General features: G+C 69.6%; 19 protein-coding genes. 15 read left to right on the top strand and 4 right to left on the bottom strand.

What is annotated here, in order from left to right; genetic code table 11:
• Nucleotides 1-60: 60 nt before the first annotated feature.
• From ACFWPQ_RS06445 to ACFWPQ_RS06495, 11 genes are all read left to right on the top strand, one after another.
• On the top strand, nucleotides 61-996 hold the full coding sequence (locus tag ACFWPQ_RS06445) for a carbohydrate ABC transporter permease (RefSeq protein WP_384030528.1): 936 nt from the start codon (nucleotides 61-63) through the stop codon (nucleotides 994-996).
• Nucleotides 993-1,877, top strand: a complete 885-nt coding sequence (locus ACFWPQ_RS06450; RefSeq protein ID WP_384030530.1) for a carbohydrate ABC transporter permease — start codon at nucleotides 993-995, stop codon at nucleotides 1,875-1,877. The genes ACFWPQ_RS06445 and ACFWPQ_RS06450 overlap by 4 nt, the downstream gene beginning before the upstream one ends.
• A 70-nt stretch (nucleotides 1,878-1,947) precedes the next feature.
• Nucleotides 1,948-3,087, top strand: coding sequence for a Gfo/Idh/MocA family protein (locus ACFWPQ_RS06455; protein WP_384030532.1), 1,140 nt, complete (start codon nucleotides 1,948-1,950; stop codon nucleotides 3,085-3,087).
• A 107-nt stretch (nucleotides 3,088-3,194) separates the two neighbouring features.
• The gene (locus tag ACFWPQ_RS06460) at nucleotides 3,195-4,529 is read left to right on the top strand and encodes an ABC transporter substrate-binding protein (RefSeq protein WP_384030534.1); all 1,335 of its coding nucleotides are present in this window, start codon (nucleotides 3,195-3,197) and stop codon (nucleotides 4,527-4,529) included.
• Nucleotides 4,530-4,624: 95 nt separating this feature from the next.
• Nucleotides 4,625-5,398 (top strand): rhamnogalacturonan acetylesterase, encoded by a 774-nt coding sequence (locus ACFWPQ_RS06465; RefSeq protein WP_384030536.1) that lies wholly within the window; start codon nucleotides 4,625-4,627, stop codon nucleotides 5,396-5,398.
• A gap of 43 nt (nucleotides 5,399-5,441) precedes the next feature.
• Nucleotides 5,442-6,728, top strand: a complete 1,287-nt coding sequence (locus tag ACFWPQ_RS06470; protein ID WP_384030538.1) for a polysaccharide lyase family 1 protein — start codon at nucleotides 5,442-5,444, stop codon at nucleotides 6,726-6,728.
• 103 nt (nucleotides 6,729-6,831) lie between these two features.
• On the top strand, nucleotides 6,832-7,947 hold the full coding sequence (locus ACFWPQ_RS06475; protein WP_384030540.1) for a pectinesterase family protein: 1,116 nt from the start codon (nucleotides 6,832-6,834) through the stop codon (nucleotides 7,945-7,947).
• A 1-nt stretch (nucleotide 7,948) separates the two neighbouring features.
• The gene (locus ACFWPQ_RS06480) at nucleotides 7,949-8,986 is read left to right on the top strand and encodes a pectinesterase family protein (protein WP_384030542.1); all 1,038 of its coding nucleotides are present in this window, start codon (nucleotides 7,949-7,951) and stop codon (nucleotides 8,984-8,986) included.
• Nucleotides 8,987-9,008: 22 nt separating this feature from the next.
• Entirely contained in the window at nucleotides 9,009-10,121 is a 1,113-nt protein-coding gene (locus ACFWPQ_RS06485) for a pectate lyase (protein ID WP_384030544.1), read from the top strand.
• Nucleotides 10,122-10,238: 117 nt separating this feature from the next.
• Nucleotides 10,239-11,036: an HAD family acid phosphatase gene (locus tag ACFWPQ_RS06490; protein WP_384030546.1), complete on the top strand. Its 798-nt coding sequence runs from the start codon at nucleotides 10,239-10,241 to the stop codon at nucleotides 11,034-11,036.
• A gap of 145 nt (nucleotides 11,037-11,181) precedes the next feature.
• Entirely contained in the window at nucleotides 11,182-12,336 is a 1,155-nt protein-coding gene (locus tag ACFWPQ_RS06495) for a right-handed parallel beta-helix repeat-containing protein (RefSeq protein ID WP_384030548.1), read from the top strand.
• A gap of 70 nt (nucleotides 12,337-12,406) precedes the next feature.
• Here ACFWPQ_RS06495 and ACFWPQ_RS06500 read toward each other — a convergent pair whose 3' ends face one another.
• Together ACFWPQ_RS06500 and ACFWPQ_RS06505 are read right to left on the bottom strand one after the other, a co-directional pair.
• Nucleotides 12,407-13,258, bottom strand: a complete 852-nt coding sequence (locus ACFWPQ_RS06500; protein WP_384030550.1) for a hypothetical protein — start codon at nucleotides 13,256-13,258, stop codon at nucleotides 12,407-12,409.
• On the bottom strand, nucleotides 13,255-13,827 hold the full coding sequence (locus ACFWPQ_RS06505; RefSeq protein WP_384030552.1) for a SigE family RNA polymerase sigma factor: 573 nt from the start codon (nucleotides 13,825-13,827) through the stop codon (nucleotides 13,255-13,257). The genes ACFWPQ_RS06500 and ACFWPQ_RS06505 overlap by 4 nt, the downstream gene beginning before the upstream one ends.
• 283 nt (nucleotides 13,828-14,110) lie before the next feature.
• Between ACFWPQ_RS06505 and ACFWPQ_RS06510 the strand changes: the two genes are divergently transcribed.
• Nucleotides 14,111-15,562, top strand: a complete 1,452-nt coding sequence (locus ACFWPQ_RS06510; protein ID WP_384030554.1) for an NCS2 family permease — start codon at nucleotides 14,111-14,113, stop codon at nucleotides 15,560-15,562.
• Nucleotides 15,563-15,675: 113 nt separating this feature from the next.
• Here the strand turns inward: ACFWPQ_RS06510 and ACFWPQ_RS06515 are convergent, their stop codons facing one another.
• Both ACFWPQ_RS06515 and ACFWPQ_RS06520 read right to left on the bottom strand, forming a co-directional pair.
• Complete coding sequence (locus ACFWPQ_RS06515) at nucleotides 15,676-17,136, bottom strand: peptidoglycan D,D-transpeptidase FtsI family protein (RefSeq protein ID WP_384030556.1); 1,461 nt, start codon at nucleotides 17,134-17,136, stop codon at nucleotides 15,676-15,678.
• A gap of 84 nt (nucleotides 17,137-17,220) precedes the next feature.
• Nucleotides 17,221-17,994, bottom strand: a complete 774-nt coding sequence (locus ACFWPQ_RS06520) for an IclR family transcriptional regulator (protein WP_123978118.1) — start codon at nucleotides 17,992-17,994, stop codon at nucleotides 17,221-17,223.
• Between the two features lie 156 nt (nucleotides 17,995-18,150).
• On the opposite strand from ACFWPQ_RS06520, the gene ACFWPQ_RS06525 reads away from it, so the two are divergent.
• The 3 genes from ACFWPQ_RS06525 to ACFWPQ_RS06535 all read left to right on the top strand — a co-directional run bounded on the left by ACFWPQ_RS06525 (nucleotide 18,151) and on the right by ACFWPQ_RS06535 (nucleotide 21,029).
• A complete protein-coding gene (locus tag ACFWPQ_RS06525) occupies nucleotides 18,151-19,680 on the top strand; it encodes an aldehyde dehydrogenase (NADP(+)) (RefSeq protein WP_384030558.1) in 1,530 nt (509 codons plus the stop codon).
• 127 nt (nucleotides 19,681-19,807) lie between these two features.
• The gene (locus ACFWPQ_RS06530) at nucleotides 19,808-20,416 is read left to right on the top strand and encodes a DUF1349 domain-containing protein (protein WP_361284281.1); all 609 of its coding nucleotides are present in this window, start codon (nucleotides 19,808-19,810) and stop codon (nucleotides 20,414-20,416) included.
• A 109-nt stretch (nucleotides 20,417-20,525) separates the two neighbouring features.
• Nucleotides 20,526-21,029, top strand: a complete 504-nt coding sequence (locus tag ACFWPQ_RS06535) for a GNAT family N-acetyltransferase (RefSeq protein ID WP_384030560.1) — start codon at nucleotides 20,526-20,528, stop codon at nucleotides 21,027-21,029.
• The last annotated feature ends 28 nt before the right edge of the window (nucleotides 21,030-21,057 follow it).

Raw genomic sequence — 21,057 nt, forward strand, 5'->3', positions numbered from 1 at the left:
CGTCGAGCAAGCGCTTCCTGCACCCGCTGTAACTGGCTCACTGCGAACGGAGAACAGGTCATGGCCCAAGCCGCAGCCGTGGCGAAACCGCCCGCGCCACCCCGGCCGCGCCGTGCCTTGGCGACGCCGCGCAGGCTGCCGTACCTGCTGATCGCCCCGGCGGCCCTGCTGATGCTGGGCTTCATCGCCTACCCGGTGCTCAGCGTCTTCTACTACAGCCTGCAGAACTACAACCCGACCAAGCCCTGGCGGAACGGCTTCGCGGGCTTCGGCAACTTCACGCAGGCCTTCGCGCACGACCCGCAGTTCTGGGACACGCTGACCTTCAGCGCCAAGTGGGTCGTGGCGGAGGTCGGGTTGCAGCTGCTGTTCGGGCTCGCGCTCGCGCTGATCGTCAACCAGACCTTCGCGGGGCGGGCGTTGGGACGGGCACTGGTCTTCTCGCCGTGGGCGGTCTCCGGGGTGCTGACCTCCGCGATCTGGGTGCTGCTCTACAACTCCCAGACGGGCATCACGCGTTACCTCGCGGACGCGGGAATCGGGTCGTACGGCACCAGCTGGCTGTCGGACACCTCGACCGTCTTCCCGGCGGCCGTCGTCGCCGACCTCTGGCGGGGCGTGCCGTTCTTCGCGATCCTCATCCTCGCCGACCTCCAGTCCGTGTCCAAGGACCTGTACGAGGCGGCGGAAGTCGACGGGGCGAGCCGCCTCAAGCAGTTCTGGCACATCACCCTGCCGCACCTCAAGGACGCCATCGTCCTCTCCACGCTGCTGCGCGCGGTGTGGGAGTTCAACAACGTCGACCTGCTCTACACCCTGACCGGAGGCGGCCCGGCCGGGGAGACGACGACCCTTCCCCTCTACATCGCCAACACCAGCGTCGACGCCCACAACTTCGGCTACGCGTCCGCACTGACCACGGTGGCCTTCGTGATCCTGCTCTTCTGCTCCATCGCCTACCTGCGGCTGAGCAAGTTCGGGGGCGAGGCCAAGTGATCACCGAGATCGCCCCCGTGTCCGAGCCCGCCGTGTCCGAGCCCGCCCGGCCGGGGAGGAGGCGCCGCGCCTGGGACGAGGCCCCCCGCTGGCAGATCTACCTCCCCCTCGGCATCTACCTCCTCTTCACCCTGATCCCCTTCTACTGGATCCTGCTCTTCGCCCTCCGCCCGGCCGGCTCCACCTCCCTCGTCCCCTGGCCGGCCACCTTCGACCACTTCCGCAAGGTGTGGACCGAGCGCAGCTTCGGCACCTACTTCACCAACAGCGTCTACGTCGGCGTCTCGACCCTGGTGCTGACCACGGTCGTCGCGCTGGCCGGCGGCTACGCCCTGGCCCGGTTCGACTTCCGGCTCAAGCGCGGCTTCATGCTCGCCCTGCTCTGCTCCCAGTTCGTGCCGGGCGCGCTGCTCCTCGTGCCGCTCTTCCAGATCTTCGCCAGGCTCCAGATGATCAACTCTCTGGGCAGTGTGATCGTCGCCGAGACGGTCTTCCAGCTCCCGCTGTCGATGATCCTGATCAGCGGCTTCATCCGGAACGTGCCGTACTCCCTGGAGGAGGCCGCCTGGGTCGACGGCTGCAACCGGCTCACCGCCTTCCGGATCGTCGTCCTGCCGCTGCTGCGGCCCGGGCTGATCGCGGTCGGCTCCTTCGCCTTCGTGCACGCCTGGAACCACTTCCTGTTCGCCCTGATGTTCCTCTCCGACCAGAGCAAGCAGACCATCCCCGTCGGCCTCAACACCCTGATGAGCTCCGACAGCGTGGACCTGGGCGCGCTGGCCGCGGGCGGGATCATCGCCGCCGTACCCGTCGTGATCGTCTTCGCCTTCATCCAGAAGTGGCTGATCACCGGCTTCGGCGCGGGGGCGGTGAAGGGATGAGACACGTCACGGGCGGCCCGGGGAAAACGCTTACCCTGCACGCAAAGATCGACGACGCAGGGAGGACCCCATGACCATCGACCTCGTCCTGGCGGGTGCGCGCGGCCACGGCCGCTGGCACCTGGAGAACATCCGCCGGCTCCAGGAGCAGGGCGTCGTACGGCTCGCCGGGATCTGCGAGCTGACCCCGCTGGGCGCGGACGAGCTGCCGGAGGGGCTCGGGCAGCCCGCCCAGTCAGCCGACTTCGGCGCCCTGCTCGATGCCACCGGCGCGCGGATCGCCGTGATCTGCACGCCGATCCCCACCCACACCGACCTGGCCCTGACGGCCGCCGAGCGGGGCGTGCACGTGCTCCTGGAGAAGCCGCCGGCGCCGTCGTACGCCGAGTTCCGGCGGATGGCCGACGGGGTCGCCAAAGCCGGCGTGGCCTGCCAGATCGGCTTCCAGTCACTGGGCTCGCACGCCGTGCCCGCGATCCGGCGGCTGATCGCGGAGGGTGCCATCGGCGAGGTGGTGGGCGTGGGCGGCGCGGGGGCCTGGGCCCGCCCGGAGTCCTACTACCGGCGCGCGCCCTGGGCCGGCAAGCGGCGGCTGAACGGCGTCGACGTCGTCGACGGGGTCCTCACCAACCCCCTCGCGCACGCCGTCGCCACCGGCCTCGCCCTGCTCGGCACCGACCGCGCCGAGGACGTCACCGGCATCGAGACCGAGCTGCTGCGCGCCAACGACATCGAGTCCGACGACACCTCCTGCGTCCGCGTCACCACCCCGCGCGGCCCGGTCACGGTCGCCGCCACGCTCTGCGCCGAGGAGCCGGGCGACCCGTACGTCCTGGTGCACGGCACCGGCGGCCGGATCACCCACTGGTACAAGCAGGACCGGGTGCTGGTGCAGCGGGCGGGCCACGGCCCGGAGGAGATCGAGTACGGCAGCACGGACCTGCTGGAGAACCTCGCCGACCATCTCACCACCGGCGCCGCCCTGCTGGTGGAGCCGGACGCGACCGGCGCCTTCATGAAGGTCGTCGAGGCGATCCGGCTGGCCGGCGACCCGGCCGCGCTGCCCGCCGACGCCTGGCACTACCTGCCCGAGGCGGAGCGCAGGGTGGTGACCGGCATCGACGCACTGGTCACGGCCAGCGCCGACACCCTCTCCCTCTACTCCGAACTCGGCGCCCCCTGGGCACCCCCGAACGAGGTGCACGGCTGACGGACGGCCTGCCGCCGCGGACGCCGTCTCCTCACCACTCCACAGCTCCCTTTCTCCGTTGGATCCCGACGAAGCGACCCGTAGAAGAGACAGAAGAGAGCCGACCAATGAAGAGCAGCATCCGCAGAAGCAGGCGCGCGGCCGTCGCCGTCGCCCTGGGTTCCGTACTCGCGCTGACCGCCACCGCCTGCGGTGACGACGGCAGCGGCAGCGCGGGGGGCAAGGGCGGCGAGGGCTCCGGGAAGGGCACGATCACCTTCTGGGACAACAACGGCGGTGTCCGCACCGACGTCTGGAAGGAGATCATCGCCGACTTCGAGAAGCAGAACCCCGACATCAAGGTCAAGTACGTCGGGGTGCCCGCGGCCAGTGTCCAGTCCAAGTACGACACCGCCATCCAGGGCGGCGGGCTGCCCGACGTCGGCGGGGTCGGCACCGCGATGCTCGCGGAGATCGCCGCGCAGGGCGCGCTGGAGCCGCTGGACAGCCGGCTCGCGAAGAGCTCGCTGAACGGCAAGCTCAACGAGAAGTTCCTGGACAGCGTGAAGTCCGCGGGCGGGGACGGAAAGACGTACTCCGTGCCGACCTCCGCGAACAACGGCACGCTCTGGTACCGGACCGACCTGTTCAGCGCGGCGAAGCTGGATCCGCCGACCACCTGGACGAAGTTCTACGAGGCCGCCGGGAAACTCACCGACCAGGGGAAGAACAGGTTCGGGTACACCATCCGGGGCGGCGAGGGATCCATCGCCCAGGCGCTGGACGCCATGTACGGACAGAGCGGGATCACCTCCTTCTGGAACGGTGACAAGACCACCGTCAACGACCCGGAGAACGTCGCCGCCCTGGAGAAGTACGTCGGGCTGTACAAGAAGGACACCCCGTCCGCCGACGTCAACAACGACTTCACCAAGATGGTCGCGCAGTGGGATTCCGGCACGATCGGGATGCTGAGCCACAACCTCGGTTCCTATGCCGACCACGAGAAGGCGCTGAGCGGGAAGTTCAAGGGGATCCCGAATCCGACGCTGGACGACGGCACCCGGGTGCAGGTCTCCAACCCCGTGGACGGGCTCGCCCTTTTCAAGTCCGGCAAGAACAAGGCCGCCGCCTGGAAGTTCGTCGAGTTCGCCGCCTCGCACGAGGCCAACAGCAAGTGGAACGAGTCGGCGGGGCAGGTGCCGGCGAACAACGAGGCCGCGCAGGATGCGTGGGTCCAGGCGTCGGAGCCGACGGCTCTGGCCGCCGAGGCCTTGAACGGGGCGTCGACCAAGATCGTGCAGCTTCCTTACTACCTGCCGGACTGGAACACCATTTCCAAGGCCGACAACGAGCCGAACTTCCAGAAGGTGCTGCTCGGGAAGATGACGGCGAAGGAGTTCCTGGACACGTTGGCCGACCAGCTCGACAAGGCGCAGGCCGACTGGAAGGCCCATCACTGAGCGCTCGGGTGGTTTCGGTTGTGGGGAGCTGCGGGTTCGTCGTGGCTGGTCGCACAGTTCCCCGCGCCCCTAAAAGACCTGAAAGGCAGCCTCTTGTGTCACTTACCCGTAGACAGGTCACCGCGGCCGCCCTCGCCGCCGTTCCTCTCGGCGGCCGTTCTCCCGGCGGGAAGCGAACGCTCTACATCGCCGGCGACTCCACCGCCGCCCAGAAATACGCCGACGCGGCACCCGAGACCGGGTGGGGAATGGCGCTCCCCTTCTTTCTCCGGAAGGAAATTCCCGTCTCCAACCAAGCGGTCAACGGCCGTAGTTCCAAGAGCTTCGTCGACGAGGGGCGGCTCGATGCCGTCCTCGCCACCATCCGGCCGCACGACCTGCTGGTCGTCCAGTTCGCGCACAACGACGAGAAGAGCGACGACCCCACCCGGTACACCGAGCCCTGGACCACCTACCAGGACTACCTGCGGCTGTACATCGAAGGCGCCCGTGCGCACGGTGCCCGGCCAGTGCTCGCCACGCCCGTCGAGCGCCGGCGGTTCGACGCCGACGGCAATGCCGTGCCGACGCACGGGGAGTACCCGGCGGCGATGCGCGCGCTCGCCGCGCGGGAGGGCGTCGCGCTGCTCGACATCGAGGCGCTGTCGCTCGCGCTGTGGCAGTCGCTCGGGGTCGAGGCGACCAAGACGTACTTCAACTGGACGGACACCGAGCAGGACAACACGCACTTCAACCCGCCGGGGGCCATCGCCGTGGCCCGCCTCGTGGCGCAGGAGCTGCTGCGTACCCGGGTGCTGGCCCGGCACGACGTCGTCCGGCTGCACAAGGACATCCCCACGTCCTGGATCACCTGGCCACCCGCAAGCTGAGGAGACCCGCACAGTGCGAATTCAGAGATGTCATGGACGCGTCATGATGGCGGTCGTGGGCTGCACGGCTCTCGTGCTGGCCGTGACCGGAACCGCCCAGGCCGCCGGAGCCCACCGGGTCGGGCCGGACCGGCAGGTGCTGGCCGCGAACGACGGCTGGGGCGCGGCCACCACCGGGACCACAGGTGGCTCCGCCGCCGACGCCGCGCACGTCTACACCGTCACCACCTGGGACGAGTTCAAGGCCGCGCTCGCGGACGGCGGCAGCGCGCCGAAGATCGTCAGAGTCGAGGGGACGATCGACGCGGACGGGCCGAGCTGTGACTCGTTCGCCGTGCCCGGCTACGACTTCGACGCCTACCTCGCGAAGTACTCTCCCGAGGCCTGGGGGCACTCCACCAACCTCGACAGCGAGCCCGACGACAGTCCGGAGGGGCTGCGCCGCGCCTCACAGGCCGCTCAGGACGCGTACATCAAGGCGTACGTCCCGGCCGACACCACCATCGTCGGCATCGGCGAGGACGCCGGTTTCAAGGGTGCCAGCCTGCAGATCAAGGCCGTCGACAACGTCATCGTCCGCAACCTCAGCTTCGAGAGTCCCCTCGACTGCTTCCCGCAGTGGGACCCGACCGACACCGCCGACGGCAACTGGAACTCCGAGTACGACAGCGCGGTCATCTACGGGTCCACCCATGTGTGGATGGACCACAACACGTTCACCGACGGTGATCATCCGGACAGCACCCTGCCGTACTACTTCGGGCGGATCTACGAACAGCACGACGGAGAACTGGACATAGTCAAGGGCGCCGACTACGTCACCGCCTCCTGGAACGTCTTCGCGGACCACGACAAGACGATCCTCATCGGCAACAGCGACAGCGCGTCCACCGCGGCCGTCGACCGGGGGCACCTCAAGGTCACCTTCCACCACAACCTGTTCAGCAACCTGGTGGAGCGGGCGCCGCGGGTGCGGTTCGGGCAGGTCGACTCCTACAACAACCACTTCGTCGCCGAGGACGGCTACGGCTACAGCTACGGCATCGGGATCGAGTCCCAACTCGTCGCGGAACACAACGCGTTCACCCTGCCCGACACCGTCAGGGCCGGTTCGATCCTGAAGAAGTGGAACGAGTCGACGCTCACCGCCGACGACAACTACGTCAACGGTGAGCCGACGGACCTGATCGCCGTCCACAACGCGCAGATCCCGGCGGAGACCCTCACCGCGGGCTCGACCTGGACCCCGACCCTGCGGACGAAGGTCGATCCGGCACAGGCCGTGCCGCGCATCGTCGACTGCGGTGCGGGCGCCGGTCACCTGCGCTGACACGCGTTCGACGCGGCCGGGGCGCGCGACGCGGTCCGCCCCGGCCCCACCCCCCCACGGCAAGGAGTACCGCCACCCCCTTCCCTCTTCAAGGAGCACCCGCATGTCCTCGCGCCACCTCCCCCTGTCCAGACGGGGTGTCCTGCTCGCGGGCGCCGCGGCGGGCGCCGCGCTCGCCCTGGCCGCCCTGCCCGCGCACGCCACCGCCCGCCCCTTCGGGCGCTACGGCTCCCCGGAGCACCGCCGCACCCCGCGGACCCTGTACGTCGACCCGCACGGCCGCGGCGACTTCAGCACCGTCCAGGCCGCCGTGACCGCCGCCACCGGCAGCGGCTGGACGCTGGTCCTCGCCCCGGGCGTCTACCGGGAGACGGTCGCCGTCGACACCACCCGCACCGAGGCCACCTGGATCGGCGCCACCGAGAACCCGCGGGACGTCGTCATCGTGTACGACAACGCGGCCGGCACCCCCAAGCCCGGCGGCGGGACCCACGGCACCACCGGCTCGGCCACCACCACCGTGCAGGCCGACGGCTTCACCGCCCGCTGGATCACCTTCGCCAACGACTGGCTGCGCGCCGACCACCCCGACAGCACCGGCACCCAGGCCGTCGCCCTCAAGGTGCAGGGCGACCGCAGCGCCTTCCACCACTGCCGGTTCCTCGGCCACCAGGACACCCTGTACGCCGACTCGACGGCCCTCGGCGTCTTCGCCCGGCAGTACTTCGCGCACTGCTACGTCGAGGGCGACGTCGACTTCGTCTTCGGGCGGGCCACGGCGGTGTACGAGGGATGCCACTTCCGCACCCTGGACCGAACCGACCTGGCGGCCGCCCCCTACGGGTTCGTGCTCGCCCCGTCCACGGCGAACGCCAACCCGTACGGGTACCTGGTGAGCCGGAGCCGGATCAGCAGCGCGGCCCCGGACGCCGCCTACAAACTGGCCCGCCCCTGGGTACCCAGCTCCGACACCACGGCCCGCCCCTCGCTCGTCGTGCGCGACTCCTGGCTCGGCCCGGGCATCGACGCCGTCGCCCCCTACACCAACATGTCGGACGCCTTCCCCTGGCAGAGCCAGCGCTTCGCCGAGTACCGCAACTCCGGACCCGGCGCGGCGATCACCGTCCCCGGGAACCGGCCCCAGCTCACCGCCGAACAGGCCGGATCCGCGACCCGGGAGACGTTTCTCGGCGACTGGACCCCGTGGAAGGAGTGCTGACGTGCCGACCCGACGCGCACTTCTCGCCGCCGGAGCGGCCGCGGTGGCCGTGGGATCCGCCTCGGCCCTCACCCGGGACCGCCGGGTCCTGCACGTCCGGCCCGGTGACTCCGTCCAGGCGGCCGTGGACGCGGTGCCGGGGCGGGGGTGGACGATCGTCGTGCATCCCGGAACGTACCGCGAGACCGTCAACGTGCCCGCCGACAAGGAGGAGTTGACGCTGCGGGGCGCGAGCCGCGACCCCCGGGCGGCGGTCGTCGTCTTCGACAACGCCAACGGGACACAGCGACCGGACGGTTCGGGGACCTACGGCACGGCCGGCTCGGCCACCTTCACCTCGGCCGCCGCCGGGCTCCGGGTGCGCGACCTCACCCTCGCCAACGACTGGCTGCGCGCCGACCACCCGGACATCACCGGCACCCAGGCCGTCGCGGCCTACCTGACCGGGGACCGCACCCACGTCGAGAACGTCCGGCTCCTCGCCCACCAGGACACCCTGTTCGCCGACACCACCGCACTCGGCTCCTTCGACCGGCAGTACTTCCGCGGGTGCTACATCGAGGGCGACGTCGACTTCGTCTTCGGGCGGGCCACCGCGGTGTACGCGCACTGCCACTTCCGGACCCTGCAACGGGACGTGACCTTCACCCCCAAGGGCATGGTGTTCGCCCCCTCGACCGCCCGTGTCAACCCGCACGGGTTCCTCGCCGTCCGCTGCCGGTTCACCTCCGGCGCGGAGGACGGGGCGTACAAACTGGCGCGGCCCTGGGTGCCGTCGTACGAGACCACCGCCTGGCCCTCGCTGGTCGTGCGGGACAGCCTCATCGGCCCCGGGATCGACCCCGTCGCGCCCTACACGAACATGCGGGACGCCTACCCCTGGCAGTCCATGCGGTTCGCCGAGTTCCGCAACTCCGGGCCGGGCTCGGTGATCACCGTCCCCGGGAACCGGCCCCAGCTCACCGACGCCGAGGCCGCGTCGCACACCCCCGCGACCTACCTCGGCGACTGGAGACCGCAACAGACCAGTTCCCTCTGATCGACGAAAGGACCCGCACGTCATGCGTCGAATCAGCACCTTCACCGCGCTCGCGGTGACCACCGCATCGCTCGGACTTGCCGTGATCGCCACCCCGGCACAGGCGGCCACCGTCGTGGTCAGCAACTCCACCGACCTGTCCAACGCCATCCTCAACGCCACCGCCGGCACCGTCATCCAGGTCCGCGGCGGCACCTACTACCCGACCGCCACCCTCCAGTCCACCTCCAACGGCACCTCGTCCGCGCCGGTCACGCTCACCGCGTACGGCTCGGAGACGGTCAAGATCGACGGTTCCTCGCTGCCCTCCGGCTCCTGGATCTTCAAGCTGACCGCGGACTACTGGAACGTCTCCAACATCACCTTCCAGAACTCCCCGGACAGTGCGGTGGTCTGCCAGTCCTGCACCGGCACCAACTGGAACAACATCAAGACCATCAACGGCGGCGACTCCGGCTTCACGCTCACCGGGGACGGGACGGTCAACAACACCGTCAAGAACCTCGACACCTACGGCAACTACGACGCCGCCACCCACGGGGAGAACGCCGACGGGATCGCCGTCAAGTTCGGCTCCGGGACCGGGAACCTGATCACCGGGGCACGGACCTACAACAACGCGGACGACGGGATCGACTTCTGGTCCTTCTCCTCGCCGGTCACCGTCGAGCACACCTGGTCCTTCGGCAACGGCGTCAACCGCTGGGGCGACTCGGCGTTCGCCGGTGACGGCAACGGCTACAAGCTGGGCGGCGACGGCGAGGTGGTCGCGCACGTCGTCAACAACTCGGCCGCCTGGGGCAACGCGGGCAACGGGTTCACCGAGAACTCCAACACCGGCGCGCTCGTCATCAACCGCACCACCGCCTACGCCAACGGCAACTGGGGCTACTACTTCGCCACCAGCGCGGCCCGGCTCGGCAAGAACCTCGCGGTGGGCAACGGCAGCGGGACGGTCAGCAAGGGCTCGTCGGTGGTGTCCGCCGGCAACAACTGGGACAGCGGCATCAGCACCCCCGCCTTCAAGTCGACGGACGCCTCGACGACGTACAACTCCCGCCAGTCGGACGGCTCTTTGCCGGCCACCACTTTCCTCACGACGGGGAGCACGACCATCGGGGCCACCATGAACTGAACGGAGAACCGGAAGGACTCCCTCCAGGGCGCTTGACCCGCTTTTTGCCCGCCGATGAGATATCGATCAGGCAACGGGTCTCGCGCCCACCCGGGTGACGCGCGTAGAAACCCTGTCATGCATAAGTCACTTCGTCTCGCGACGATCGCCACCGTGTGCGCGGTCGCCGGCGGTGCCCTCTACGGCGCCGGTGCCGCCACGGCCGGCCAGTCGACCGCGAACTCCACCCACGAGCCGTACAACATCGGGCTCCTGGTGAAGGACATCGACACCTACTACGGCACCGCCGCCGACGCCAACGGCGTCTACCAGGCGTCGCCGACCAGCCCCTACGCCAAGGACCTGGCGCGCATCGACGCGGACGCCAAGCGCTACATCGACCGGGCCGCGCGCAAGGCGCACCGCCACGGCAAGAAGGCCGCGGTCGTCTTCGACATCGACGACACGCTGCTGCTCAGCCTCGACTACGAGAAGCGCTACAACTACACGTACAACTCGACCACCTGGGCCGACTACGTCAACAAGGCCGACCGGCCGGGCGTGTTCGGCAGCGCCGAGCTGGTCCAGTACGCGAAGAGCGAAGGCGTCGAGGTCTTCTACAACTCCGGGCTCAGCGAGGCGCAGCGCACCGCCGCCGTCGAGAACCTGAAGAAGATCGGCGCCGACGTCAACCTCGACGCCGCCCACATGTTCCTCAAGGACAAGGCCAACCCGCCGTCCTACCTGAGCTCCTGCGCCACCCCGGGTACCTGGAACTGCACGACCGTGCAGTACAAGTCCGGCACCCGCAAGCACATCGAGGACGACCTCGGGTACGACATCGTCGCCAACTTCGGCGACCAGTACTCGGACCTGGACGGCGGCTACGCGAACCGCACCTACAAGCTGCCGAACCCGACGTACTTCGTGTCGTAGCCGGAAAGGCGGCAACCCTTTCCGGCCGCCGCGGCGACTGGGAGACAGAAACGGGCCGGGGCGGCCCCTCCGGCCCGTTTCGCTCCCTCGTCGATCACGTCCAGCACGTTCAGCACGTCACGGACGTCAAGGAAAGGAACGGCCAGTGCGCTTCAGCACCGGACGCCACCGCAGGACGCGTACCCTCTCGATCGCCGCGGCGGTGGCCGTCGCCGCGGGGGCGGGAGGCGTCTACCTCGGCCTGTCGAACGGCGGTGCCCAGGCCGCCACCAGCACGGTCACCGTCTCCACCACGGCGCAACTGCAGTCGGCCGTCGCGAACGCCACCGCCGGCACCGTCATCCAGGTGCGCGCGGGCACCTACTACCCGACCGCCACCCTGAAGTCGACGGCCAGCGGTACGAGTGCGAACCGCATCACCCTCAAGGCCTACAGCGGCGAGAAGGTGAGGATCGACGGCTCCAAGCTGCCCGCCGGCCAGTGGCTCACCGGGATCTACGGCAGCTACTGGACCGTCCAGGACCTCACCTTCCAGAACTCCCCGGCCCAGGGCTTCGTCGTCACCTCGTCCACGGGCGGGATCTTCAAGAACCTCGTCACCGCGGACAACGGGGACTCCGGGTTCACGCTGCGCGGCGACAACACCGTGAACAACCTCGTCCAGAACCTGGACAGTTACGGCAACTACGACAAGGCCGGCCACGGGCAGAACGCCGACGGCATCGCCATCAAGTTCGGCTCGGGCACGGGCAACAAGGTGACCGGCGCGCGTCTGTACAACAACTCGGACGACGGCCTTGACCTGTGGCAGTTCTCGTCGCCCGTCAGGATCGAACACAGCTGGGCCTTCGGCAACGGCAGGAACCGGTGGAACGACTCCGCGTTCGAGGGCAACGGCAACGGGTTCAAGCTGGGCGGCGGGGGTGTCGCCGTCGCGCACGTCGTCAACGACAACGCGGCCTGGGACAACACGCTGAACGGGTTCACCGAGAACTCCAACACCGGGGCGATCGTCCTGAACCGCAACACGGCCTACGCGAACGCCCAGGCCGGGTTCTTCTTCGAGACCGGCAAGGCCCGGCTGGCGCGGAACCTCGCGGTGAGCAACGGGGGCGGGGCGGACAAGCTGGGGTCCAGGGCGGTGTCGGCGGCGAACAGCTGGGACGGCGGGGTGGCCACGCCGGCGTTCAAGTCGACGGACGCGACGTCCGCGTATGCGGCGAGGTCGGCGAGTGGGGCGCTGCCGCTGACGGTGTTTCTGACCACGGGGTCGACGACGATCGGATCCACCATGGACTGACGGGTGCGTCGCGGGCTGCGCGGCCGTGGGGGCTGGTCGCGCAGTTCCCCGCGCCCCTTTGGGGCGCTTCTCAGGAGTCGCCGTCGGCTGTCGTGTGGGTTGCGAAGTCGCCCGTCACCGCGTACTGCTTGCCGGCTGCCGTGCCGGTGATCGTGTAGGTGTCGTTCTTCGCGTCGCGGCCGCCCTGCTTGTGGTTGTACTGGCCCGCGAACACCCACTCTCCGGCGGCGACCTTGCTGCCCGGCTTGAGGGTCCATGTGTAGACGAGGAAGCCGTTCTGCTCGGTGACCGACTGGGTGAAGTCGGTCTCCGGCAGGGAGCGCCAGGCGCCGGCGTCGGTCACTCCGCCCGTCTGGGCCACCTTCAGCTGCACCGTGAGCGCCGTCAGCTGTCCGGAGGTCTTCAGGGTCACGTTGGACTGCGCCCAGAAGTCGTTGCTGTGCGGGTCCACCGAGCCGTCCGACCAGAGCGGGCCGTCCGTCTCGCCCTCGGCGACGGGCGACGCGGGGGTGGCGGAGGCCTTCGGGGTCGACGAGGGCGTCGAACTCGCCTCGGGGGAGGAGGCCTTCGAGGGGGCACCGGAAGCCGGCGGGGCGGCCGTGCGGGACGGCGGGCGGCTGGTCGCGTCGGGGGACGACAAGGGCGTCGGCGACACCGCGACCGTCTTCTCGGTGGGCGTGTCCTTCACGGCCGAGGCGACCGCGTAGCCGCCGACCCCGAGGACCGCGGCGACCGCGGCCGTGGCGCTGACCACCCGGACCCAGCCGAACAGGGGCGGAAGGGTGGCGCGATGGTTCGGGCGGCCCTGCGCGGCCATGCCCCGCTCGACCCGGGCCAGGATGCGGGCGCGGTCGGGTTCGTGCGCCTCGGCCGCCTCGTGCAGCCGGGCGCGCAGCTCGTCGTGCACGTCCTGCTGCCTCATCGGTTCCTTCCTCCGCTCTGGCCGGTGCGCGGCGCCATCGCCGCGTGCACCCTCTGCGGAACACCCTGGGAGTCGCCGAGCAGCCGCTGCAGCTCCGCCATGCCCTTCGACGTCTGGCTCTTAACGGTACCCACCGAGATCCCCAGGGCGAGCGCGGTGTCCTTCTCCGACAGGTCGAACGCGTGCCGGAGCACCACACACGCCCGCTTGCGGAACGGCAGCCGGCGCAACGCCCCCTGCACGTCGACCACTCCGGCGACGTCCGGGTTCTCGGTGGTCTCCTCGCGGTGCGACCAGAACAGGGCGATCCGGCGCCGCTCGCGCACGGCACTGCGGATACGGGTGCGGGCCAGGTTGGCGACGACACCCCGGGCGTAGGCGACCGGGTGGTCGGCGGCCCGGACCCGGTCCCAGCGGTGCCACAGCGCCAGCAGGGCGTCGGCGGCCAGATCGTCGGCGGCGTCCGCCTCACCGGTCAGCAGATGGGCGAGACGGGCGAGTTCGGCGTAGTGGCGTTCGAAGAAGGCATGGAACTCCACGGAGGCGGCGTCGTCGACGACTGAGCCCACGGGTGACCTCTTCTGTCAGGGATTCTGTGTCATGTAGATGACATGCGGTGGCTTGTGAGTATCCGGAGGAACGTTCCGGCGAGATCCGGAGCGTAGCAGTGATCATTTCGTGTGCGTCGTACGGGGGTTCGATGTGTCCGGTGCGAAGGGTCGGACGCGGTGTGGTCCACCGAACCACACCGAGCCTGATTCCGTAACACGGGGAAAACCTGAAACAGGTTCGGCGCGGGAACAATCCAGCCAGCATCCGCACACGCACGCTCAGGGGACGAGGAGTACGACCATGTCCGAGACGCAGAAGGCGGCCCGGCCGCAGGGGGCCGCGCCACCTGCCGGGAACGGCGTCGACCGGTTCTTCAAGATCTCCGCACGGGGATCCACGTTCGGCCGTGAGATACGCGGCGGCTTCGCCACGTTCTTCACCATGGCCTACATCCTTGTCCTGAACCCCATCATCCTCGGCAGCGCCAAGGACAAGTTCGGACACACCCTCGACACCGGCCAACTCGTCACCGCCACCGCGCTGGTGGCCTGCGTGATGACGATCATCATGGGTGTCGGCGGCAACCTGCCGCTGGCCATCGCCGCCGGACTCGGCCTGAACGCCGTCGTGGCCTTCCAGCTGGCACCGCTGATGAGCTGGTCCGACGCGATGGGGCTGGTCGTCCTCGAAGGCCTGTTGATCTGTGTGCTCGTGCTGACCGGCCTGCGCGAGGCGATCATGAACGCCATTCCGCAGCAGCTGAAGCAGGCGATCGGCGTCGGCATCGGCCTGTTCATCGCGTTCATCGGCTTCGTCGACGCGGGCTTCGTCAGCCGGATCCCGGACGCCGCGGACACCACCGTGCCGGTGCAGCTGGGTGCCGTGGGCCGGCTCACCGGCTGGCCCGTGCTCGTCTTCTGTGTTGGCGTGCTCCTGACCATCGCGCTGGTCGCGCGCAAGGTGAAGGGCGCGATCCTGATCAGCATCGTCACGATGACCGCCGTGGCGATCGTCATCGACTCCGTCGCCGACATCAAGAGCTGGGGCCTGACCACGCCGAAGATCCCCGACAAGATCGTGGGCACGCCCGACTTCGGGCTCGTCGGTCACTTCAGCCTGTTCGGCGGCTTCGGCAAGGCCGGTGTGCTGACGGCCGTACTGCTGGTCTTCACCCTGATCCTGTCCGACTTCTTCGACGCCATGGGCACGATCGTCGGCATCAGCGCGGAGGCCGGGCTGCTCGACGAGCAGGGGCAGGTGCCGGGCATCGGGCGGGTGCTGTTCATCGACGGCGCGGCGGCGGTGGCCGGCGGCCTCGGCTCGGCCTCCTCCAACACGGCGTACATCGAGTCGGCGGCGGGCGTGGGGGAGGGCGCGCGCACCGGGTTCGCCAACCTGATCACCGGCGGCCTGTTCGGTCTCGCGTTGTTCCTCACGCCGCTGCTCACCATCGTCCCGCTCCAGGCGGCGGCGCCCGCGCTGATCGCCGTGGGCTTCCTGATGATGACCCACGTCAAGCACATCGACTGGGACAGGTACGAGATCGCCATCCCGGCGTTCCTGACGATCGGCGTGATGCCGTTCACCTACTCCATCACGGACGGCATCGGCGCCGGGTTCCTGGCGTACGTCCTGATCAAGGCGGTGCTGGGGAAGGCGAAGGAGGTCAACTGGCTGCTGTGGGCCGTGTCGGCGCTGTTCCTGGTGTACTTCGCGATCGATCCGGTGGAGCAGGTGCTGGGCGTGAAGTGACATCGTGAGTGAAGCGCCCCGTAGGGGCGCGGGGCGGTAGTCGATATGCGGCTACCGCCGCGCGGGCGCGACCAGCCACGACGAAACCCGCACCTGATCGCGCAGAGAACCCCCTACTTCTTCAACGCCGCCTCCATCATCGCCTTCGCCACCGGCGCCGCCAGCCCGTTGCCGCTCACTTCCGACCGGGCCGCGTCCGACTGCTCGACCAGGACCGCCACCGCGACCTCCTTGCCCGTGCTGTCGGACTTGCCGTACGACGTGAACCAGGCGTACGGCGTCTTGCTGTTGTTCTCGCCGTGCTGGGCCGTGCCCGTCTTGCCGCCCACCGTCACGCCGTCGATCAGCGCGTTCGTGCCCGTGCCGTCCTTGACGACCGTCTCCATCGCGGACTGCAACTGCTCCGCGGTCGAGGAGCTGACGATCTGCTCGCTGTCCGCCTCGTCGTCGTAGTCCTTCAGCACGTCGCCGCCGCTGTCGGTGATCTGCGAGACCATATGCGGCGAGACCAGCTTGCCGCCGTTGGCTATGGCGGCCGACACCATGGCCATCTGGAGTGGGGTCGCCGTGACGTCGAACTGGCCGATGCCGGAGAGGCCGGTCTGGGCCTTGTCCATGTTCGAGGGGTACACGCTGGCGTAGGCCCGCACCGGCACGTCCAGCTTGGCGTCGTTGAAGCCGAACTTCTCGGCCATCGCCCTGACCTTGTCCTGGCCCAGGTCGACGGCCATCTTCCCGAAGACGTTGTTGCAGGAGTAGCGCAGGGCCGTGCGGATCGTGGCGTTCTCGCAGGGCGCCGAGGTGTTCTCGTTCTTCAGCGGGGTCGTCGTGCCGGGCAGGGTGTACGGGTCCGGGCTGTCGGTCTTCGTGTCGACGTTCGCGTAGAGGCCGTCCTCCAGGGCGGCCGCCGCGACCACCAGCTTGAACGTCGAGCCCGGCGGCAGCGGCTGGCGCAGCGCCCGGTTGGTGAGCGGCTTGTCGCTGTCGGAGGTCAGCTTCTTCCAGGCCGAGCCGGCGGTGTTGGCGTCGGTGAGCGAGGAGGGGTCGTACGACGGGGTCGACACGACCGCCAGGATCTTGCCGGTCTTCGGGTCGATCGCGACCGCCGCGCCCTTCTTGTCGCCGAGCGCCTTGTAGGCCGCCTTCTGGACGGCCGGGTCGATCGTCGTGATCACGTTGCCCGGCTCGGCGCGCTCGCCGGTGACCGTGTCCATGACCGTCTTGAGGCGGCTGTCAGTGCCGTTGAGCAGGTCCTGGTAGATGCCCTCCAGCTGGGTCGGGGCATAGCTCTGCGAGGCATAGCCCGTCACCGCCGCGTACAGCTCGCCGTCCGTGTACGTGCGCTTGTACTTGAGGTCGCTGCTCCCCGACGTCCTGGCCGAGCCGGTGATCGAGTCACCGGCCACGATGATGTTCCCGAGCGGCTGTGAGTACGTCTCGATGACGTTGCGCCGGTTGTCCGTGTCGTCCGCGAGGGCCTGGCCGTCGTAGAACTGCACCCATGTCGCCCTGACCAGCAGAGTGAGCACGAGCAGCAGCGCGAAGACGGACGCCCGCCTGATCGTCTTGTTCATCCCGCTCAGACAGACGAGCGAAGACGGGGTGTCCGTTCCCTCCGGCCGGATTTCTCATCGACCGCTCATGCGGGCGCCGCCGGGTCAGAGCCGGCGCGTCGCCAGGGTCAGGCGGTCCCGGGCGTCGAACAGGGCGTCCTTGATCATCTGTTCGTGGGCGGGGGTGAGGCGGGCCACCGGCACCGAGCAGCTGATCGCGTCCCGGGCCGGGGTGCGGTACGGGATCGCCACGCCGAAGCAGCGCAGCCCGAGCGTGTTCTCCTCGCGGTCGATCGCGAAGCCCTGCTCGCGGATCTGGTGGAGCTCCTCGATGAGCTTCTCGCGGTCCGTGATGGTGTGCTCGGTGAGCGCGGGGAGCGTCTCCGGCAGCAGTTTGCGGACCTGCTCGTCGGTGTGGGTGGCGAGCAGCGCCTTGCCGAGCGAGGTGGAGTGCGCGGGCAGCCGGCGGCCGACCCGGGTGAAGGGGCGCAGGTAGTGCTGGGACTGGCGGGTGGCCAGGTAGACCACGTTCGTGCCGTCGAGACGCGCGAGGTGGATGGTCTCCGTGGTGTCGTCGGAGAGCCGGTCCAGGGTCGGGCGGGCCGCCGCGACCACCTCGTCGCCGTCGATGTACGACGTGCCGACCAGCAGCGCCCGCACCCCGATGCCGTACCGGGTGCCCGTCGCGTCCGTCTCCACCCAGCCGAGTTCCACCAGCGTGCGCAGCAGCATGTAGAGGCTGGACTTGGGATATCCGACGGCCTCCTGGACGGCCGCGAGGGAGTGCATACCGGGCCGGCCGGCGAAGTACTCCAGCAACTCCACGGTCCGTACCGCGGACTTGACCTGTGCCCCGCCGCCTGTCTCGCCTGCCGACATCGCCCTTGACCCCTTCGTTGGACGAGAAACCGAGGTTATAGTCTCCAACAGTGTATTCATCATCAGAGACAGCGTTCAGTATATCGAACATCCCTGGTGAATGACCCGGATATGACCCGGATATCGCGGCAGGACGCAACCATGGAGGGACCCGCGGTGGCAGCAGCACCAGTCTGGAGTGTCGACCCGCGCACCGGGAAGCAGCGTGAACAGGTTGCGGTGGAGGCCACAGCCGAGGAGGTCGACGCCGTCGTCACGGCCGCGCACGCCGCCCGCGGCTCCCTCGCCGACCGCACGGTCCGCGCCGCCTTCCTGCGCTCGGCCGCCGCCGGACTCGACGGAGCGAAGGACCGGCTGGTCGAGGCCGCCGACGCGGAGACCGCGCTCGGCCCCGTCCGGCTGACCGGGGAACTCGCCCGCACCGTCTACCAGCTGCGGGCCTTCGCCGACATCGTCGACGAGGGCGCCTTCCTCGACGTCATCATCAACCACCCCGACGCCACGGCCACCCCGCCGATCCCGGACCTGCGCCGCTACAAGGTCCCGCTGGGTGTCGTCGCCGTCTACTCGGCCTCCAACTTCCCCTTCGCGTTCTCCGTCGCCGGCGGCGACACCGCGAGCGCGCTGGCCGCCGGCAACCCGGTCGTCGTCAAGGCCCACCCCGACCACCCGGCCCTGTCCGAGCTGGTCGCCAAGGTGCTGCGGCTGGCCGCGGCCGAGCACGGCATCCCGGAGGCCGTCGTCGGTCTCGTGCACGGTCTCCAGGCCGGCATCGAGCTGATCGGGCACCCGCTGGTCGCCGCGGCCGGCTTCACCGGTTCCATCCGGGGCGGGCGCGCGCTCTTCGACGCGGCCGCCGCGCGTCCGGTGCCGATCCCCTTCCACGGCGAGCTGGGCTCCCTGAACCCGGTCCTCGTCACGGAGGCCGCGGCCACCGAGCGGGCCGAGGAGATCGGCACCGGGCTCGCCGGGTCGATGACGCTGGGCGTCGGGCAGTTCTGCGTGAAGCCGGGCCTGGTGCTGGTGCCGGCCGGTGCCGCCGGTGACGGTCTGGTCAAGTCCCTCACGGACGCGGTCAGCAACACCGACGCGGGCGTACTGCTCGACCACCGGATGCGGGACAACTTCGTCGCCGGGGTCGCCGAGCGCGCCGGACTCCCCGACGTGGAGACCCCGGTGACGCCCGGGGCGGGCGGCGAGCACACCGTGAGCGCCGGGTTCCTGACGGTGCCGGCGGCCAGCCTGGCCGAGGAGGGGGACCATGACCTGCTCCTCGAGGAGTGCTTCGGGCCGGTGACCGTGGTGGTCCGCTACGAGGACCGGGGCGAGGCGACGGCGGTGCTGTCGCGGCTGCCGGGGAACCTCACGGCGACGGTGCATGTCTCCGCCGAGGAGGCCGCGGGGGAGGGGCAGGGGGCGGAGATCCTCGCGGAGCTGACGCCGCTGGCCGGGCGCGTGCTGGTGAACGGCTGGCCGACGGGGGTCGCCGTGGCCCCGGCCCAGCATCATGGCGGGCCCTACCCGGCCACCACCTCCACGTCTACTTCCGTGGGCGGTACCGCCATTGAGCGGTGGCTGCGGCCGGTGGCGTATCAGGGGGCGCCGGAGGCTTTGCTGCCGGCCGAGCTGAAGGACGGCAATCCGCTGGGGCTTCCTCGGCGGTTCAACGGGGTTCTGGAGCGGTAGCGCCGTGGGGGCGTGGGGTGCGTCGCAGGGTGCCGGTTCGTCGTGGTTCCTCGCGCAGTTCCCCGCGCCCCTGTGGGGCGCGTCGACCCGCGCGTTCGTCGAGAAGTTCTCCTGACACAATCCGACCATGGACGTCGAACTTCCCGAACTTCCTTTCTCCCTCCGTACCTACGGGCCCGACGGGCACTGGTTCTACGAGGATGGGGTGCTCACCGGGTGGGCCGGGGCCCGGCAGGACCGGTTCGTGTCGCCCACCGGTGAGGCGCTGGATCCCGCCTCGGACGCGCCCCGGCTGCTCGGGGCGCCCGAAGGGGACTTCCAGCTGATCGCCCGGGTCACCGTCGGGTTCGGTGCCGCCTTCGACGCCGGTGTGCTGTACGTCCATGTCGGCGACCGCGCCTGGGCCAAGCTCTGCCTGGAGAACTCCCCGGACGTGCCCACCGTCTGCACCGTGGTCACCCGGGGGCACTCCGACGACTCCAACGCCTTCACGGTGGAGGGCAGTTCGGTCTGGCTGCGGATCAGCCGGACCGGGCGGGCGCTCGCCTTCCACGCCTCCCGGGACGGCAAGAAGTGGGTCTTCGTGCGGCTGTTCACCCTAGGCGGCGAGAAGGAGACGGAGGACGCCCTGGTCGGCTTCATGACCCAGTCGCCGATGGGGGAGGGGTGTGTGGTGACGTACGACCACATCGAGTTCAGGCCCGACTGGCCGGCCGACCTGCGCGACGGAAGCTGAGCACGAAGGCCACGGCGAACAGGGCCGCGGCCGGTGCCGAACGGTCGTGGCCCTGCTGGAAGGAGAGCGGAAACGCAACCGGCACGGACGCGGTCACGTCCTCCGTTGCGTGATCAGTGACCGTGAGAAGAGTGTCCGGGTGATCCGTACGGCGCTGTCCGCCGAGGCGGAGACGATCGCCGCGCTGCACCACCGGGCCCGGTCGACGTACTACCCGGACGGCCTCCCGGAGGACGGCTTCGACTGGACCGCCGCCTGGCGCGGCGCGGTCGAGCGGCCCGACGGGCAGGTGCTGTGCGTGGTGGAAGGCGGCCGGATCATCGGGGTCGCCTCCTTCCGCACCCCGGAGGGCGCCGCCGCCGAAACGGTCAAGCTGTTCCAGTTCCATGTCGACCCCGACCGCTGGCGGGCCGGTGTCGGCACCGCCCTGCACGCCGCCTGTCTGGAGCAGTGGCGCGCCGACCACCGGCGGACCGCCGTGCTGGACGTGCACGTCGACAACCGGCGGGCCCAGGCCTTCTACGCCCGCCAGGGCTGGGTGCCGGACCCGGAGAACCCGCCGGCCGAAGGTGATCACCACGTGTTCCTGCGGTACGCGGTGGGCGGGGAATGACTCGGGCTGTTTGAAGGTTCAGGTAGTT

Source organism: Streptomyces sp. NPDC058464 (genome assembly GCF_042721035.1).
Taxonomy (GTDB): domain Bacteria; phylum Actinomycetota; class Actinomycetes; order Streptomycetales; family Streptomycetaceae; genus Streptomyces.

Excerpts from the sequence above, each read along its gene's own strand:
- ACFWPQ_RS06445 (WP_384030528.1), top strand. The coding sequence starts at position 61 with ATGGCCCAAGCCGCAGCCGTGGCGAAACCGCCCGCGCCACCCCGGCCG.
- ACFWPQ_RS06455 (WP_384030532.1), top strand. The coding sequence starts at position 1,948 with ATGACCATCGACCTCGTCCTGGCGGGTGCGCGCGGCCACGGCCGCTGG.
- ACFWPQ_RS06460 (WP_384030534.1), top strand. The coding sequence starts at position 3,195 with ATGAAGAGCAGCATCCGCAGAAGCAGGCGCGCGGCCGTCGCCGTCGCC.
- ACFWPQ_RS06470 (WP_384030538.1), top strand. The coding sequence starts at position 5,442 with ATGATGGCGGTCGTGGGCTGCACGGCTCTCGTGCTGGCCGTGACCGGA.
- ACFWPQ_RS06475 (WP_384030540.1), top strand. The coding sequence starts at position 6,832 with ATGTCCTCGCGCCACCTCCCCCTGTCCAGACGGGGTGTCCTGCTCGCG.
- ACFWPQ_RS06485 (WP_384030544.1), top strand. The coding sequence starts at position 9,009 with ATGCGTCGAATCAGCACCTTCACCGCGCTCGCGGTGACCACCGCATCG.
- ACFWPQ_RS06490 (WP_384030546.1), top strand. The coding sequence starts at position 10,239 with ATGCATAAGTCACTTCGTCTCGCGACGATCGCCACCGTGTGCGCGGTC.
- ACFWPQ_RS06500 (WP_384030550.1), bottom strand. The coding sequence starts at position 13,258 with ATGAGGCAGCAGGACGTGCACGACGAGCTGCGCGCCCGGCTGCACGAG.
- ACFWPQ_RS06510 (WP_384030554.1), top strand. The coding sequence starts at position 14,111 with ATGTCCGAGACGCAGAAGGCGGCCCGGCCGCAGGGGGCCGCGCCACCT.
- ACFWPQ_RS06515 (WP_384030556.1), bottom strand. The coding sequence starts at position 17,136 with ATGAACAAGACGATCAGGCGGGCGTCCGTCTTCGCGCTGCTGCTCGTG.
- ACFWPQ_RS06520 (WP_123978118.1), bottom strand. The coding sequence starts at position 17,994 with ATGTCGGCAGGCGAGACAGGCGGCGGGGCACAGGTCAAGTCCGCGGTA.
- ACFWPQ_RS06530 (WP_361284281.1), top strand. The coding sequence starts at position 19,808 with ATGGACGTCGAACTTCCCGAACTTCCTTTCTCCCTCCGTACCTACGGG.